Source organism: Micromonospora sp. CPM1 (assembly GCF_023896895.1).
GTDB classification, from domain to species: Bacteria; Actinomycetota; Actinomycetes; order Mycobacteriales; family Micromonosporaceae; genus Micromonospora; species Micromonospora tulbaghiae.
Map to the genome: position 1 here is coordinate 427,978 of NZ_JAMHIU010000001.1, position 14,623 is coordinate 442,600.

The following is a 14,623-nucleotide window of genomic DNA, read 5'->3' on the forward strand; positions in this document are numbered from 1 at the left end:
GCCGTCACCTGATCCCGGTCCGTGCCGTCCGCGCGGCACCACCGCACCTCCTTGATTCGACAATTCTCAATACAGAGGAGTTCCCGATGAGTGTCCTGGACGAGTTGCCCGTCGTGGTGATCGGCGCGGGCCCGGTGGGTCTGGCCGCCGCCGCCCACCTGCGCGAGCGTGACCTGCCCTTCCTCGTCCTGGAGGCGGGCGACACCGCCGGCGCGGCGGTGCGGCAGTGGGGGCACGTGCGGGTGTTCTCCCCGTGGCGGTACAACGTCGACCCGGCCGCCCGCCGGCTACTCGACGACACCGGCTGGGTCGCCCCGGCCGAGGACGCCCTGCCCACCGGCGCCGAGCTGGTCACCGACTACCTCCAGCCCCTCGCGGACCTGCCGCAGCTCAAGCCCCACCTGCGCTACGGCGCGCGGGTGGAGGCGATCAGCCGGCTCGGCCTGGACCGGCTGCGCACCGCCGGCCGGGAACAGACGCCGTTCCTGATCCGCCTCGCCGACGGCGACGAACTGCTGGCCCGCGCCGTCATCGACGCCTCCGGCACCTGGGGCACCCCCAACGTCCTCGGCGCCTCCGGCCTGCCCGCCCGGGGCGAGAAGGACGCGGCGGCGTTCCTCGAACACGCACTGCCCGACGTGCTCGGCGCCGACCGGCACCGCTTCGCCGGCCGGCGCACCCTCGTCGTCGGCGCCGGCCACTCCGCCGCGAACACCCTGCTCTCACTGGCCGAGCTGGCCACCGCCGAGCCCGGCACCGAGGTGATCTGGGCGATCCGCTCGGCCAGCCCGGCCCGCACCTACGGCGGCGGAGACGCCGACGCCCTGCCCGCCCGCGGCGCGCTCGGCGCCCGGCTGCGCGACCACGTCGACGCCGGCCGCATCCGGCTGCTCACCGGCTTCTCCGTGCACGCCCTCACCCCGGCCGAGGGCCGGGTCGCCGTGGTCGTGCGTCACGCCGACGGCACCGACGAGTCCGTCACCGTGGACCGCATCGTCGCCGCCACCGGATTCCGCCCCGACCACTCGATCGCGGCCGAGCTGCGCCTGGACCTCGACCCGGTCATGGGCGCCACCCGCGCCCTCGCCCCGCTGATCGACCCGAACGAGCACTCCTGCGGCACCGTTCCCCCGCACGGCGCCGCCGAACTCGCACATCCGGAGGTCGGCTACTACGCCGTCGGCATGAAGAGCTACGGCCGCGCGCCGACGTTCCTCATGGCCACCGGCTACGAGCAGGTCCGCTCCGTCGTCGCCGCTCTCGCCGGCGACTGGGACGCCGCCCGCGACGTCCAGCTCGACCTGCCCGAAACCGGCGTCTGCAACAGCAGCCCCGCCGACTCCACCGGCACCGACGGCTGCTGCGGCCCCGACCCGGCCGCCCAGCCGGCCGCGCAGGGGCTGGCGACCGGAATCTCCGGGGGCCTGCTCTCCGCGCCGCTCAGCCTGGTCAGTCTCGACACCCCGGCCGGCGGCCAGACCGGCGGCTGCTGCACCAGCTGATGACCACCACGACGGCGCCCGCCGGCCTCACGGCCGGCGGGCGTCACGGGTGGCGCGTCGTCGCCGCCCTCGCCGTCACCAGCACCATCGGGTACGGCACCCTCTACTACGCCTACGCGGTCCTCCTCGGCCCCATGGCCGCCGGCCTCGGCGCCTCCACCACCGCCGTCACCGGCGCGCTCACCGCCAGCGTCCTCGCCGGCGCGCTGATGGCCATACCCGTCGGCAGGTGGCTCGACCGGCACGGCGGACGAGCCCTCATGACCGCCGGCTCGATCGCCGCCACCGCCCTCCTGATCGCCTGGTCCCAGGTCCGAACGGTCGGGCAGCTCTACGTCGTCATGGTCGGCATCGGCATCACCGGCGCGATGGTCCTCTACGAACCCGCTTTCGCCGTCGTCATCTCCTGGTTCGCCCCCGACCGGCGCCCCGCCGCGCTGCTCGCGATCACCGTCGTGGCGGGGTTCGCCAGCACCATCTTCATGCCGCTCACCGGCGTACTGGCCGCCCACCTCGGCTGGCGCGGCGCGCTCCTCGTTCTTGCCGCCGTCCACGGCACGGTGACCATCCCCCTGCACGCCCTCGCCGTCCGCACACCGCCGCACCTCGCCCCCGCCACCCCCGCGGCGTCACCTGTCGTCCCGCGACAAGCGGCGGCCCGCGCCGCGATGCGCGACAGGCGGTTCTGGATCCTCGCCGCAGCCCTCGTCGCCCACGGCGCCGCGACCGGCACCATCGGCGTCCACCTCGTCGGCTACCTGACCAGCCGCGGCCACCCCGCGACCTTCGCCGCCGCCGTCGCCGGTCTCCTCGGCGTCCTGTCGGTCGCCGGACGACTCGTCCTCACCGGCGCCCGTCGCCGCCTCCCGATCACCGCCGTCGTCGCCACGGTCTTCGCCGTCCAGGCCGCCGCGGTCCTCGCCATGCCGTTCACCGCGGGAAGCCCGGTGGGCGCCGTCGTCACCGTCACAGGATTCGGCCTCGGCTTCGGCGTCGCCAGCCTCGCCACCCCCGCGATCCTCGCCGACCGCTACGGAACCGCCGCCTACGCCACCATCGCCGGGCGACTCACCGCCCCCGTCACCACCGCCAAAGCCGCCGCACCCCTTCTTGCCGCCGTGCTTCTGGCGTACGGCGGCTACCACCTCCTGCTCGCCGCGGTCACCACGGCCTGCCTTCTCGCCGCCGCCGCGATGCGCTCCGTCGGGAGCGGCAGGCCCTAGGCGAGCAGCGTCCGCAGCGCCTCGGCCAGGCCGGCGCCGGCGGTGACCGGGCGGGCGAAGGGCAGCCGGGTGTCGGTGTGGCCGTCCGGCCGCTCCGCGCGCAGCACGATGCCCTCGGCGTCCAGCGCGACCGGGACGACGCGCGTCGAAGCGGCGGGGTCGACGAGCGTGCCGAGCCGGTCGAGGACGTCGCGGTGGCAGCGCGTCAGGTGCGCGAGGTGGGCGGCCTCGTCGACGGCGATCGGATCCGGCCGGGCCGCGCGGTACGCGCCGAGGTCCACCGAGACGGGATCGGCGGTCCGGTCGAGGACGACCTCGTCCGGCGCGATCGCCCACAGCGCCACCGGGGGCAGGTCGAGCAGCGACATCACGGTGGCCGGATCGCAGGAGTCGAGGGCGGCCGGGTCGAACCGGCGGGCGGTGCCGAGGATCCGCAGCCGGGCGCGCACCCGGGAGCGCACGGCGAGCGGGGCGAGGTGGGTCACGTCGAGGCGTACCGCGCCGCTGTGGCCCCGCGCGGCGACCAGCAGGCCGCCGGTGCGGCTCATCGCGTCGACCGCGAGGACGACCGTGCCGTCGGGGAGGACGGCGTGGGCGGCGAGGAGGTCGGCGGTGGTGTCGCCGAGCGTGAGCCGCAGTGAGGAGGCAGCGGTCAGTACGCACCGGGCGGCGACGGCGTCGCGGGGCGTGGAGGTGCCCGTACCGCCCGCCGACGGCCCGGCGGCGACCGGGACGACACCGGCCGCCGGGGCCGGACGCCCCGCGGGGTGCAACGCCATGTCTGTCTCCTCGGCCGGGAAGGGGTGAAGTCGGCCCAGGTCAGACGTTAGTAGGTAAGGCTTACCTGTGCAACGGCGGGTCGGGTGCCGGAGACGCGGTACGGGTCACGACGGTGACCGTCGTGACCCGTACGGACGTGCTGTCCGGTTTGTCAGGCGGGCTGGTAGGTGAGGCAGTCGCTGACCGTGGCGCCCGGACCGACCGTGATCGACTCGGCGGTGCAGGCGAGGTTGGTGTTGTAGACGCACTCGGCCCGCGCGCACGCGCCCACCGCGCCGGTGACCTCCTTCATCCCGCCGCTGAGCGACGACTCGACGAACGTCGCGCAGGAGGCCGCGTCGGCGGTCGCCGCGACGGTGATCGCGGGAGCGTGACAGCCGTTGTCGTTGAAGCTGCACGCGGTGGCGGCGCATTCACGTACCGGCGGAGACTGCAACAGGGTCTTCATGGTGCCTCCAAGTCATGCGGGCCGGCGGACGGGAGCGGCCGGCCCTCGTGGTGCTCGAATGCCATCTGGTATTTGCCTGGCGGCCGGTCCTCAAACCCGTCGGCCGCCAGTGAGGATCATGCTCACCTTAACAACGGAATGCGGGGTTGGTGGCCGTTAGCCGCCGTTTCCGCGCGGAATCCCGAACGACGAAGATAAGGCTTGCCTTGGTTAGGTGAGTCTTTCTTTACCCGCTGCGGGCGTGAAAGCGGATGCGTGATTTCCACCGGCCGGGCCGCGGCTCATCTGCGGTTATGCTCGCTGCCCACCGGCCGGATGCCCGGCGGTCGCGGTGGAATGGGTGAGCGCGTGACGACCGTGTGTCCCGAAACGGCCGGCACCATTGCGGCCCACGCCGAAATGCCGGCCGGGAAATCAGCGATTCGACGGGGGATTGACAACCGGCCGGCGGCCGAATGCGAATCCGGAGGTGGTTGGCGCGGTCGCCACGTACCCGATGGCGTCCGGGCCGGGGCCACCGCTCGACGCGGCCGTGGCACCCTGACCGACGGCGGGCCCGGTGCGGGCCCGGCGGATCCGGGCGGAGGCGGCGTGATCGAGGGATGGCACGGCTGGTTCGGCACGATCAACGGGGTCGTGCTGCTCACGGTGGCCGCGTTGCCGGCGGCCGCGCTCGTGGTGTGGCTCCTGGCCCGCCGGCGCGGCGGCACGCGGCCGGCGTGGCGCAGGTCGCTGGCCGAGGTGGGCATCGTCTACGGGACCGTGCCGTGGGTCTGGATGATCATGCTGCCGGGGGACGGCGCCGGCGTGGTCCCCGGCCGGGTGAGCCTGGTGCCGCTGCGGGACCTGCTCACCGTCCTCACGGGCGGGCCGCTGACCGTGACGGTCCAGATCGTCGGCAACCTGCTGGTGTTCGCGGCGCTCGGGTTCCTCGCCCCGCTGCGGTTCGCGACGCTGGCGTCGGTGCCGCGGATCCTGGCGCTGGCGGCCGGCTGCTCGGCCGTGGTCGAGGTGGCCCAGTACGTCCTGCGGCTGGACCGGGTGTCCTCCGTCGACGACGTCCTGCTCAACACCGCCGGCGCCGGGCTGGCCGCGCTGGCGTCGCGCCGCTGGTGGCGCGAGCCGGCCGAGGTGTCACCGGCCGCCACCGGTCCGGCGCCGGTCCGCTGAGCGGGGTGCGGCGCGGGTCACGCGGACGGCACGATGGGCCGGGCCTGCCGGCCCGGCCCATCGCGTGCGTCAGATCGACGCGATCAGTGTCCGCTCAGCAGATCTTCTTCGACAGAGCGGTGGTGGCGCCGCCGTGCTCGTACGAGACGAGCAGCGAGGTGCCGGCCGGAAGCGACCCGCTCAGCGGCAGGACGAGCGTGCCGTCCTTGCGCAGCTCGGCCTTGGCGTCCGCCACGACCCGGGTGCCGTCCCAGAGGAAGGCCCGGGCGGTGCCGGCCTTCTTCACCTGCAGCTGCACGGACACCTTGCTCGCGCTGCGGGTGACCTTCTTGATCTTCACGGTGTTGTCCGCCAGCTTGGCGTAACCACCCGGTGCGACCCCGTCCGAGACGGACTGGAGCAGGGTCTGCGGCGAGTCCACGCTCAGCGCCGCGGTGTCGGGCATGATCGGAGCCTTCGGCGCCGACGGCTTCGCCGGCAGGTCCGGCAGGAGCGCGTTGCCCCAGCGCCACGGGTCGGCCCGCACGCCGCTCCAGGTCGACCAGCCGACCCGGGTCTGCGAGCTGAGGTCCTGCGTGTCCGAGTCGTTGACCAGGATGTTCAGGCCCATCCGGCTCGGGTCGATGGTGTCCGGCAGCACGCTGAACGGAATCTTGACCTCGATCCGGTAACCCGTGTACGGGTTGCTGGTCACCACGGAGGCGATCTCCACACCCGGCGCGGTCTCCGGGCCGCCCTGGTGGTTGTCCCGCTCCCGGGCGAAGCACGGCGGGTTCCCGTTGGCCGGGTCGTTCGTGGCCGGGAAGAGCGCCATGTTGAACACGGTGGAGGTGTTCGCCGAGTTGCCGCGCGGGTCGATGCCGAACTCGATGTTGTCGTTACGCCGCGGACGCTTGCAGTCCTCCGGCGGCAGGACGGTGCCGAGCACGTCGTCGGTGATGTTGAAGATGGCGTACAGGGCGTCGTCGGTGTGGGTGAGCTGGGCGGTGCCGGAGATGTCCGACGCCGGGGCGGCGGTGCCCTCCCAGCGGGTGGAGATGTCGATGACCTCGCCGGTGTACTCGTGGTCGTGACCGTGACCGTCCACAGTCGGCGCGGTGGCGGCCTTCGGGATCGTGGTGGTCGGCACCAGGTTGAACGCACCCGGCTCGCTCGCGCTGCCACCGGTGTAGCTGGTCTCGATCTGCACCCGGTAGGCGCCGTTGTCCGGGGCCCGGTTGGCCGTCGGCAGCGACGTGTCGGTGTTGGTCACGGTGAACGTCACCGAGGTGCTGGCGCCCGGCCGCAGGCTGCTGTACGGCACCTGCTGTTCGGCCACCGAGAAGCCGGCGGGGACGTTCAGCTTGACCGTGCCGGACTCGACGCGGGTGCCGTGGTTGGTCAGGTTGACCTTGACGCTGCGGGTGCCGCCGCTGGGGATGTTCAGCAGGGACTCGATGAGCGCGTCGAGCTGCTGGGTCTTGTTGCGCACGGTCCAGGCGCGGAAGTCGGCGATCTCCTCCAGCGGCTCCAGGGTGCCGCGCACCGGAGCGGTGCCCTGCACTCGGGCGCTGCTGACGCCGCTGCCGTCCTTCTTGCTGGTAAGCGTGGCCTCGAGCTTGAAGCGGGTGCCCACCTCGACCTGCGCCGGCGGGGTGACGGTGAAGGTCTTCACGACCTCCTTGCCCGGCGTGAGCGTGCCGACGTTGCCGTTACCGCTGACCTTCCAGCCGGCCGGGACGTCCAGGGTGACCTTGGCGCCCGGGATGGCCTTCTCGGCGTACAGGACGGTGTCCACCTTGATGGGCTGGCCGCCGACGGCCTCCCAGTTGTGCGGACGCACGTGGACCTCGGTGCCGAGCGGCAGGCCGCCGGGCGCGCGCAGCGTGGCGCCCTGCAGCGCGCCGGTGCCGGCGCCGACGTTCGGGTCCGGGTACGGCGTCCGGGTGTCGATCAGCGTCAGCCGGTTGCAGCCGATGGCGTCCGGGTTGGTCGTCGGGAAGGAGCTGTTGCCCCAGCCCTGCGACACGTACTCCCGGCGGGCCCAGGTCTGGACCGTGTTCCACCGGTTGCCGTCGTGCCGCGCCGACTCGTACCCCTGCCAGGTGCCGAAGATGACGTCGCTGGCCTCGGCCGGCGTGAACGTCGTCTCGCAGGCGGGGCCGTTGGTGCCGGTGGTGCCGCTGCCACCGGTCTGGAAGATGCGGGAGACCCGCCAGGGCTTGAGCCCTTCCTTCTTGATCTGCTCCGGGAACGCCTTCGGGTCGGCCGCCGCGTAGAAGGCCTCCACGGCCAGCATGGCCGCCTTCTGGTGGTTGCCGTGGTTGCCCTGCGTCGCCGAGGGGTTCATCGTGAGGATGACCTCGGGCTTGGTGGTCCGCAGGACCCGCACGATCCGGGACAGCGTCTCCTGGTGGCCCCAGACCTCCTCGGTCAGGGGAGCGCTGGCGGTGTACCAGAAGTCCAGCGCGTCCAGGTTGTAGATGTGCTCGACGCCGGCCCAGCCGACGGCCTTGCGCTCCTCGGCCTCCCGCAGGATGCCGAGCTCCGGGCCCTCCTCGAGACCGGTGGCGTTGCCACCGCCCTCGCCGCGGGTGGTGGTGATGACGCCGGCCTTCATGCCGTGATACTCGTTCCAGTATCCGAGCATGCCGAGCTGGCCGGCCTCGTCGTCCGGGTGGGCGCCGATGAACATGATGTCCAGGTCGACCGGCTTGTCGGACTTCTTGGCCTGGGGCTTCGGTGCTTGCTGGGGGTTGGCCTGGGCCGGAGTGGCCAGGCCCAACGACAGCAGACCGCACATGGCGATCGCTGCGCTGGTGCGCCATCTCATGGGCATACCTCTTCGTCTCGAAGCGAGAGTGCTGCGGCTGGGGACGGTCGGCCCGGCACGGGCCGGCTGACACGTGGCTCGTGCCGGGCCGTGATGCAGACAGCTGTCCACTGAGGACCGTCGGGTCCTCGGGGGTCGTGGTGCTCGACAACGGGATGGTGGTGCTCGCGCACCGTCACGGGGTGAGCGGTACGCACGGTGGTGACGTCGGTCCACCGGAAGGCCTTCGGGCCGTAACCTAGGGATCTTGCGGAGGCGTCGTCAATAGCTCTGGACGACTTTCTTCCTTATCCGAATAAACGATCGTGCCTGCTCAGGGCGATCCTCGGGAGGCCGGCTGTGGCATGGGGACAGTCTTTGTCCGGGTTTGGCACCCCAATGTGGACCGTAGGGCTCGGTTTTGCGCGTCATGTCGGGCTGGCCCCAGCCCGACCGGCTTGTCGGTCGCAGAATTTTCCCTGGTCGGCGGACCGAGATCATCTCGTTACTTGACGGCAGAATTTTTTCTCACTAGGAAGAAAGTGTGTCTGACAAAGCCCCGACCAGCCCGGTCAGCCGTGAGCGGTCCCGTGAGATCAAGCGTCTCTCGGTGATCTTGGCCGCCCGGCAGGCCCGGCGGCTGTCCCGCGTCGACCTGGCGGAGATGACCGGCCTCTCGGCGGCCACTGTGACCGCGCTCGTGCGGGAACTCGTCGCCGAGGGCTACCTCATCGAACGCGGCCCGGGCGCGCCCACCACCGGCCGGCCCCGGGAGATGCTCGAGTTCAACCCCCGCGCCGAGCTGGTCGCGGCGGTGTCGCTGGAGCCGCCCCGGATCAGCTGCGAGATCGCCGACAGCGAGGGCGCGGTCATCGCGCACCGCGTCGCGCGGCTCGGCGCGAACGTGGTGGAGACCGTCTGCGAGTTCGTTCTCGACCTGGTCGGCGACAACCTGCCGTCGCTGCGCGGCGTCGCGATCGCGGTGCCCGGCGTGTCCAGCAACGGCGCGGTACGCCTCGCGCCGTCGGTCGGACTGGTCGAGGCGTGGCCGATCGGCGAATCGGTGCAACGGCGGCTCGGCGTACCGGTGGTCGTCGACAACGACGTCAACCTCATGGCCGCCGGCGAGTGCGTCGCCGGCGCCGGCGCGGACGTGGCCAACCTGCTGCTGATCCACGTCGCCGACGGCATCGGCGCCGGGCTCGTGCTCGACGGCAAGGTCCGCCGCGGCGCCAGCGGGGCCGCGGGCGAGGTCGGCTTCTTGCCGCTGGGCGGCGCGGCCGAGCGCCGCTACAGCGGCGTCGGCGAGTTCGAGGCCCGGTGGTCGGTCAACGCCATCGCGGAACGTGTCGTCGCGCTCAACCCGGGCCGCCGGCCCGAGTCGCCGGTACGGGAGCTGAGCCGGCTCGCCGCGACGTCGGCGCCCGCCCGCGCCTACCTCGACGAGGTACTCGGCGCCTGGGCCGGGCTCATCCTCTCCTGCGCCTGCGTGGTCGACCCGGGGCTGGTGCTGCTCAGCGGCGCCGCCGCGGAACTCGACGACCCGGCGCTCGACCAGCTCCAGACCCTCGTCTCCGCCCGCACCCCGGCACCCACGGAGGTGCGGCGGGCCACCCTCGGCGACCAGGCCGTGCTGCACGGAGCGATCAGCTACGCGCTCTCGGCCGCGGTGCCCCGGCCCTCGCTTCCCTGACCACCACCCGACCCCGACGACTCCGACACCCCCGACCCCGACACCACCCACCGTCACCGCAACCTTCGCGGCGACCGCGTCCCTCGGACGACCGGCCGCGGCGCGATACGGCGCGCCCCGGTCCGGCGCGCCACCCGCGGACCCTCGACCCCGTCCCGGGGAACCGGCGAACCCGCCGGCGCCTCCGGTCGGGATCGCACACCGTCTTTTCCCGCTTCCGATAGTTCCCCCGCAAAGTGGAGGTACCAATGAAACGTCGTTTGGCCCTGGCCGTCGCGTTCAGCGCGCTGCTGGCCGTCAGCGCGTGCGGCAGCAGCGACGACGACAAGGACGCCGGCTCCTCCGGCTCCGCGTCGGCCGAGAAGGTCGTCATCTACAGCGCCCGCGACAAGTCGGTCACCGACTACGTCGTCGAGCAGTTCACGACCAAGAACCCCGAGTACAAGGGCAAGGTCGAGGTGCTCAACATGGGCGCCCAGGAGGTGCTCGAGCGGGTCCGCGCCGAGAAGGCCAACCCGCAGGCGTCCGTCTGGTGGGGCGGCACCCAGCAGGGCCTCGCCGCCGGCGCGTCCGAGGGCCTGCTGGAGTCCTGGCAGCCCTCGTTCGCCTCGAAGATCGACGCGCGGTACAAGGACGCCGAGGGCCGCTGGTTCGGCGAGATCCTGCTGCCCGAGGTCATCATGTACAACAACAAGGCGCTGACCCCGGAGACCGCGCCGAAGGACTGGGACGACCTGGTCGACCCGAAGTGGAAAGACAAGATCATCATCCGGGACGTGGCCGCCTCCGGCACCATGCGCTCGATCTACGCCTCGATGATCCAGCGCTTCACCGCCGACGGGTCCAACCCGCAGCCCGGCTACGACTGGCTGCGCAAGCTCGACGCCAACACCGTCGAGTACGCCGCCAACCCCAGCGACCTCTACCTGAAGATGTCGCGTGAGCAGGGCGTGGTCAGCGCCTGGAACCTCCAGGACATCCTGCTGCAGGCCAACGAGAAGATGCCGTTCGGCTACGTGATGCCGGCCTCGGGCGCCCCGGTGCTCGTCGACGGCGTGGCCGCGGTCAAGGGCGGCAACAGCGAGGGCGCGAAGAAGTTCCTCGAGTTCCTGTTCGACGACTCGCTGCGGGCCAGCCTGGCCAAGGACTACTTCCAGATCCCCGCTGTCGACATCGCCGAGAAGCCCGAGTGGCTGACCAAGCTCGACCTCAAGCCGATGGACGTCGACTGGGACGTGATCGGCAAGAACGAGACCGCCTGGATCACCCACTGGAACGCCCAGATCAAGGGCAAGGGCTAAGACGCTCGGATCCGGGCCGTGCTCCGGCACGGCCCGGCTTCGTCCTGGAAGGACCCACGAAATGATCGATGTCCGACTGACGGCGGTCAGTAAGCGCTTCGCCAAGTCGAGCGACTCCGCGGCGGTCGATGACGTCACCGTCACCATCGGAGCGGGCGAGTTCTTCACGCTGCTCGGACCGAGCGGTTGTGGCAAGACGACGACGCTGCGCATGGTGGCCGGCTTCTACTTCCCGACCTCCGGTCACATCCACTTCGGCGACGACGACGTCACGCACTGGACGCCCAACAAGCGGGACACCGGCATGGTGTTCCAGAACTACGCGCTGTTCCCGCACATGACAGTGGCGCAGAACGTCGCGTACGGGCTCAAGGTCCGCCGGGTCTCCCGCGCCGACCAGGCCCGCCGGGTGGAGGAGGCGCTCGCCCAGGTGCACCTCGCCGGGTACGGCGACCGGCGCATCGACGCGCTCTCCGGCGGCCAGCAGCAGCGCGTCGCGCTGGCGCGGGCCCTGGTGATCCGCCCTCGCACCATGCTGCTCGACGAGCCGCTGTCGAACCTCGACGCGAAGCTGCGCGAGGAGACCCGCGCCGAGATCCGGCGCATCCAGCGGGAGAGCGGCACCACCTCGATCTACGTCACGCACGACCAGGCCGAGGCGATGGCGATGTCGGACCGGATCGCGGTCATGGAGTCCGGCCGGGTCCAGCAGGTCGGCTCCCCGCACGAGGTCTACTACCAGCCCGCGAACGCGTTCGTGGCCCGGTTCATCGGACGCAGCAACGTGCTGAGCCTGCCGGTGACCGGCGCCGCGGAGCAGCGCGTCCAGGTACGCCTGCCCGGCGGCGCCACCATCGAAGTGGGCGCTCCCGCCGGTCACGGGCTCGCCGAGGGCGACACCGCACTGGTCTCCGCGCGCCCCGAGCACATCGCGCTCGGCGGCGACGACGACACGGCGGCCATGCGCGGCCGGATCAGCCACGTCGAGTTCACCGGCATGGCCACCCACATCACGGTCGACGTCGACGGCGCCGAGGTGATGGCCGCGCTGGTCGACGCGCCCGCCGGCATCCAGCTCGGCGACGTCGTGGGCCTGCGGCTCACACCGGAGCGGCTCTGGGTGGTCAAGCCGTGACCGCTGCGACCCCGACCGCCCCCGGCTGGGCGGCGGCCCTCGGCCGGCGCCTGGCCGGCGGAGCCGGCTCCCGATGGTTCCCCTACCTGCTGGTGCTGCCGCTGGTCCTGGTGCTCTGGGGCTTCGTCGTCCAGCCGATGTTCGCAACGTTCCGGGAGAGCGTCAGCGCCAACGGCAGCGACAACTACCTCCAGTTCCTCTCCTCCTCCGGCGTGGCCCGCGAGTCGCTGTTCACCTCGCTGTTCATCTCGGCGGCCAGCGTGCTGCTCTGCGGCATCGTCGGCGTGGCGATGGCGTTCCTGCTCAAGCGCTTCCATTTCCGCGGCCGGCGGCTCATCGAGGCGTTCATCCTCGTGCCGGCGGCCCTGCCGCCGCTGATCGGCGCCGTCTCCTTCCAGCTGCTCTACAGCAACATCGGCATCGTGCCGCGCGGCCTTCAGGCGCTGCTCGGCACCGACAAGCCGGTCCTGGCCTTCGACGGCATCGCCGGCGTGCTGGTGGTGCACACGTTCACCATGTACCCGTTCTTCTACCTGGCCGCCTCCGCGGCGCTGGCCGGGATGGACCCCTCGGTGGAGGAGGCGGCGTACAACCTCGGCGCGGGCCGGGTACGCGTGTGGCGCACCGTCCTGCTGCCGATGCTCACCCCGGCGCTGATCTCGGCGTCGCTGCTGGTCTTCATGACGTCACTGGCGTCCTACACCGCGCCACTGCTGTTCAACGTCAGTCAGACCATGACCATGCAGATCTACATCAACCGCACCAACGGCGACCTGCCGATGGCCTCGGCGTACGCCTCCGTGCTCGGCATCGTCTCGATCATCTTCCTGCTGGCCATGCGCTGGTACGAGGGGCGGCGCAACTACCAGTCGCAGTCCAAGGGCATCTCGGCGGTCCGGCGGGAGATCACCAACCCGATCGGCCGCTGGCTCGCCCCGCTCGCCTCGGTGCTGGCCACGCTGGTCCTGCTCGCCCCGGTCGGCGCGATCGCGCTCGTCGCGTTCTCCGCGGACCGGTCCTGGACCACCGAGGTGCTGCCGCCGACGTACACGTTCGAGAACTTCGTCACCATCTTCACCGACCCCAAGGCGTTCCAGCCGATCCTCAACTCGGTGCAGATGAGCCTCCTCGCGGTCGTGGGCTGCGTGGTGATCGGCGTGCTCATCGCGTACGCGGTGCGGCGGCTGACGTTCGTCGGTCGCGGCCTGCTCGACGTGGCCGTGATGATCGCCTGGGCGCTGCCCGGCACGGTCGTGGCGATCAACCTGATCTCGGCGTTCAGCACCGGCAACGCGTTCAGCTTCGGGCAGGTGCTGGTCGGCACGTTCTGGATCCTGCCGCTGGCCTACTTCGTGCGGTTCCTGCCGATCGTGTTCCGGTCCAGCTCCGCGACGCTGGCGCTGATCGACCCGTCGCTGGAGGACGCGGCGCGCAACCTGGGCGCCTCCTGGCTGCGCGCGTTCTACACGATCACCGTGCGGCTCATGCTGCCCGGCGTGCTCGCCGGAGCGCTCCTGGCGTTCGTGCACGGCGTCGGCGAGTTCGTCGCCTCGGTGCTCATCTACACCTCGTCGACGGTGCCGATCTCGGTGGCCATCAACAACCGGATGTACAGCTTCGAGCTGGGCACCGCGGCCGCCTACGGCATGCTCCAGGTGCTGCTCATCTTCGTGGTGATGTGGTTCTCCGGGCGGCTGGAGAGCAGCCGGACCGCGACCCGGAGGGCCGAGCAGTGGACGAACTGATCGAGCGGTGGCGGACCGGGGGAGGGCTGCTCCCGGTCACCCGGGTACCCGGGCACGCGTTCGCCGCCGTGACCGAGGCGGCCGACCTGGCGGTGCTGCCGGTCGGCGCCGTCGAGTGGCACGGTCCGCACCTGCCGATCGGTACCGACCTGATCCTGGCCGAGGGCTTCGCCGGGGAACTTGCCACCGGGTCCGCCCGGGCGGTGCTCTTCCCGGCCACGCCGTACGCCGCCTGCCCCGGCCAGACCCGGCCCTGGCCGGGCACCGTGGCGCTGCGCCCGGAGATCGCCGTCGGCTACCTCGCCGACGTGCTCGCCGGCATCGTCGAGGCGGGCTTCACCCGGGTGCTCGTGGTCAACGGGCACGACGCCAACATGTCCACCGTCCGCGCCGCGATGGAGTGGGTGTCCGGGCGGCACCGGGCCAGCATGATGCTGGTGAACTGGTTCCAGCTCGTCGGCCCGGACGAGACGGCCGGGATGTTCGGGGAGCTGCCCGCCCGCGGGCACGGCGGCGCGTACGAGAGTTCCGCGGTGCTCGCCTTCGACCCGGCCGCGGTGCGCCTGGACGCGGCGCCGGACCTGCCGCCGAAGCCGAAGCTGCCCACCCCGTACCCGTACGTGCTGGTGGAGTCGCGGCCGGACCCCTGGCAGGGCTGGTCGGGCCACATCTCGCTGGCCGGCGAGGAGGCCGGCGGCCGGATCCGCGTCACCGCCGGCGCACGCCTGCGCGAGCTGGTCGGGGCGTGGCTCGCCGCGCCGCTGCCCGGGCCGCCCGGCGCCGACGGGCCGGACCAGACGACCGGATGACCACGCGCGGCACGCCGCACGACAAC

At 72.0% G+C, this 14,623-nt stretch carries 11 protein-coding genes; 8 read left to right on the plus strand and 3 right to left on the minus strand.

Annotated features, from left to right (window positions below):
* The first annotated feature begins 86 nt into the window (after positions 1-86).
* Positions 87-1,502, plus strand: a complete 1,416-nt coding sequence (locus M8C11_RS01525) for an FAD-dependent oxidoreductase (protein WP_252447931.1) — start codon at positions 87-89, stop codon at positions 1,500-1,502.
* Positions 1,502-2,725, plus strand: coding sequence for an MFS transporter (locus M8C11_RS01530; RefSeq protein ID WP_252447932.1), 1,224 nt, complete (start codon positions 1,502-1,504; stop codon positions 2,723-2,725). The genes M8C11_RS01525 and M8C11_RS01530 overlap by 1 nt, the downstream gene beginning before the upstream one ends.
* Here the strand turns inward: M8C11_RS01530 and M8C11_RS01535 are convergent.
* Positions 2,722-3,504 carry a DUF2470 domain-containing protein gene (locus tag M8C11_RS01535; protein WP_252447933.1) on the minus strand — a complete coding sequence of 261 codons (783 nt, stop codon included), beginning with the start codon at positions 3,502-3,504 and terminating at the stop codon, positions 2,722-2,724. The genes M8C11_RS01530 and M8C11_RS01535 overlap by 4 nt on opposite strands.
* Before the next feature lie 152 nt (positions 3,505-3,656).
* On the minus strand, positions 3,657-3,953 hold the full coding sequence (locus M8C11_RS01540; protein ID WP_120569438.1) for a DUF1540 domain-containing protein: 297 nt from the start codon (positions 3,951-3,953) through the stop codon (positions 3,657-3,659).
* Between the two features lie 591 nt (positions 3,954-4,544).
* Between M8C11_RS01540 and M8C11_RS01545 the strand changes: the two genes are divergently transcribed.
* Entirely contained in the window at positions 4,545-5,123 is a 579-nt protein-coding gene (locus M8C11_RS01545; protein ID WP_252447934.1) for a VanZ family protein, read from the plus strand.
* Positions 5,124-5,217: 94 nt separating this feature from the next.
* Here the strand turns inward: M8C11_RS01545 and M8C11_RS01550 are convergent, their stop codons facing one another.
* Positions 5,218-7,935, minus strand: coding sequence for a sugar-binding protein (locus tag M8C11_RS01550; RefSeq protein ID WP_252447935.1), 2,718 nt, complete (start codon positions 7,933-7,935; stop codon positions 5,218-5,220).
* Between the two features lie 589 nt (positions 7,936-8,524).
* Between M8C11_RS01550 and M8C11_RS01555 the strand changes: the two genes are divergently transcribed.
* The 5 genes from M8C11_RS01555 (at position 8,525) to M8C11_RS01575 (ending at position 14,597) form a co-directional block, all read left to right on the plus strand.
* Positions 8,525-9,607: an ROK family transcriptional regulator gene (locus M8C11_RS01555; RefSeq protein WP_252447936.1), complete on the plus strand. Its 1,083-nt coding sequence runs from the start codon at positions 8,525-8,527 to the stop codon at positions 9,605-9,607.
* A gap of 248 nt (positions 9,608-9,855) precedes the next feature.
* Complete coding sequence (locus M8C11_RS01560) at positions 9,856-10,908, plus strand: extracellular solute-binding protein (RefSeq protein WP_121685375.1); 1,053 nt, start codon at positions 9,856-9,858, stop codon at positions 10,906-10,908.
* Positions 10,909-10,969: 61 nt separating this feature from the next.
* The gene (locus tag M8C11_RS01565; RefSeq protein WP_252447937.1) at positions 10,970-12,043 is read left to right on the plus strand and encodes an ABC transporter ATP-binding protein; all 1,074 of its coding nucleotides are present in this window, start codon (positions 10,970-10,972) and stop codon (positions 12,041-12,043) included.
* Positions 12,040-13,788, plus strand: coding sequence for an iron ABC transporter permease (locus tag M8C11_RS01570; RefSeq protein ID WP_121685373.1), 1,749 nt, complete (start codon positions 12,040-12,042; stop codon positions 13,786-13,788). The genes M8C11_RS01565 and M8C11_RS01570 overlap by 4 nt, the downstream gene beginning before the upstream one ends.
* Positions 13,776-14,597 carry a creatininase family protein gene (locus M8C11_RS01575; protein ID WP_252447938.1) on the plus strand — a complete coding sequence of 274 codons (822 nt, stop codon included), beginning with the start codon at positions 13,776-13,778 and terminating at the stop codon, positions 14,595-14,597. The genes M8C11_RS01570 and M8C11_RS01575 overlap by 13 nt, the downstream gene beginning before the upstream one ends.
* The last annotated feature ends 26 nt before the right edge of the window (positions 14,598-14,623 follow it).

Bases quoted from the DNA above. Each gene is read 5' to 3' on its own strand.
- M8C11_RS01525 (WP_252447931.1), top strand. From the start codon at position 87: ATGAGTGTCCTGGACGAGTTGCCCGTCGTGGTGATCGGCGCGGGCCCG.
- M8C11_RS01530 (WP_252447932.1), top strand. From the start codon at position 1,502: ATGACCACCACGACGGCGCCCGCCGGCCTCACGGCCGGCGGGCGTCAC.
- M8C11_RS01535 (WP_252447933.1), bottom strand. From the start codon at position 3,504: ATGGCGTTGCACCCCGCGGGGCGTCCGGCCCCGGCGGCCGGTGTCGTC.
- M8C11_RS01540 (WP_120569438.1), bottom strand. From the start codon at position 3,953: ATGAAGACCCTGTTGCAGTCTCCGCCGGTACGTGAATGCGCCGCCACC.
- M8C11_RS01550 (WP_252447935.1), bottom strand. From the start codon at position 7,935: ATGAGATGGCGCACCAGCGCAGCGATCGCCATGTGCGGTCTGCTGTCG.
- M8C11_RS01560 (WP_121685375.1), top strand. From the start codon at position 9,856: ATGAAACGTCGTTTGGCCCTGGCCGTCGCGTTCAGCGCGCTGCTGGCC.
- M8C11_RS01565 (WP_252447937.1), top strand. From the start codon at position 10,970: ATGATCGATGTCCGACTGACGGCGGTCAGTAAGCGCTTCGCCAAGTCG.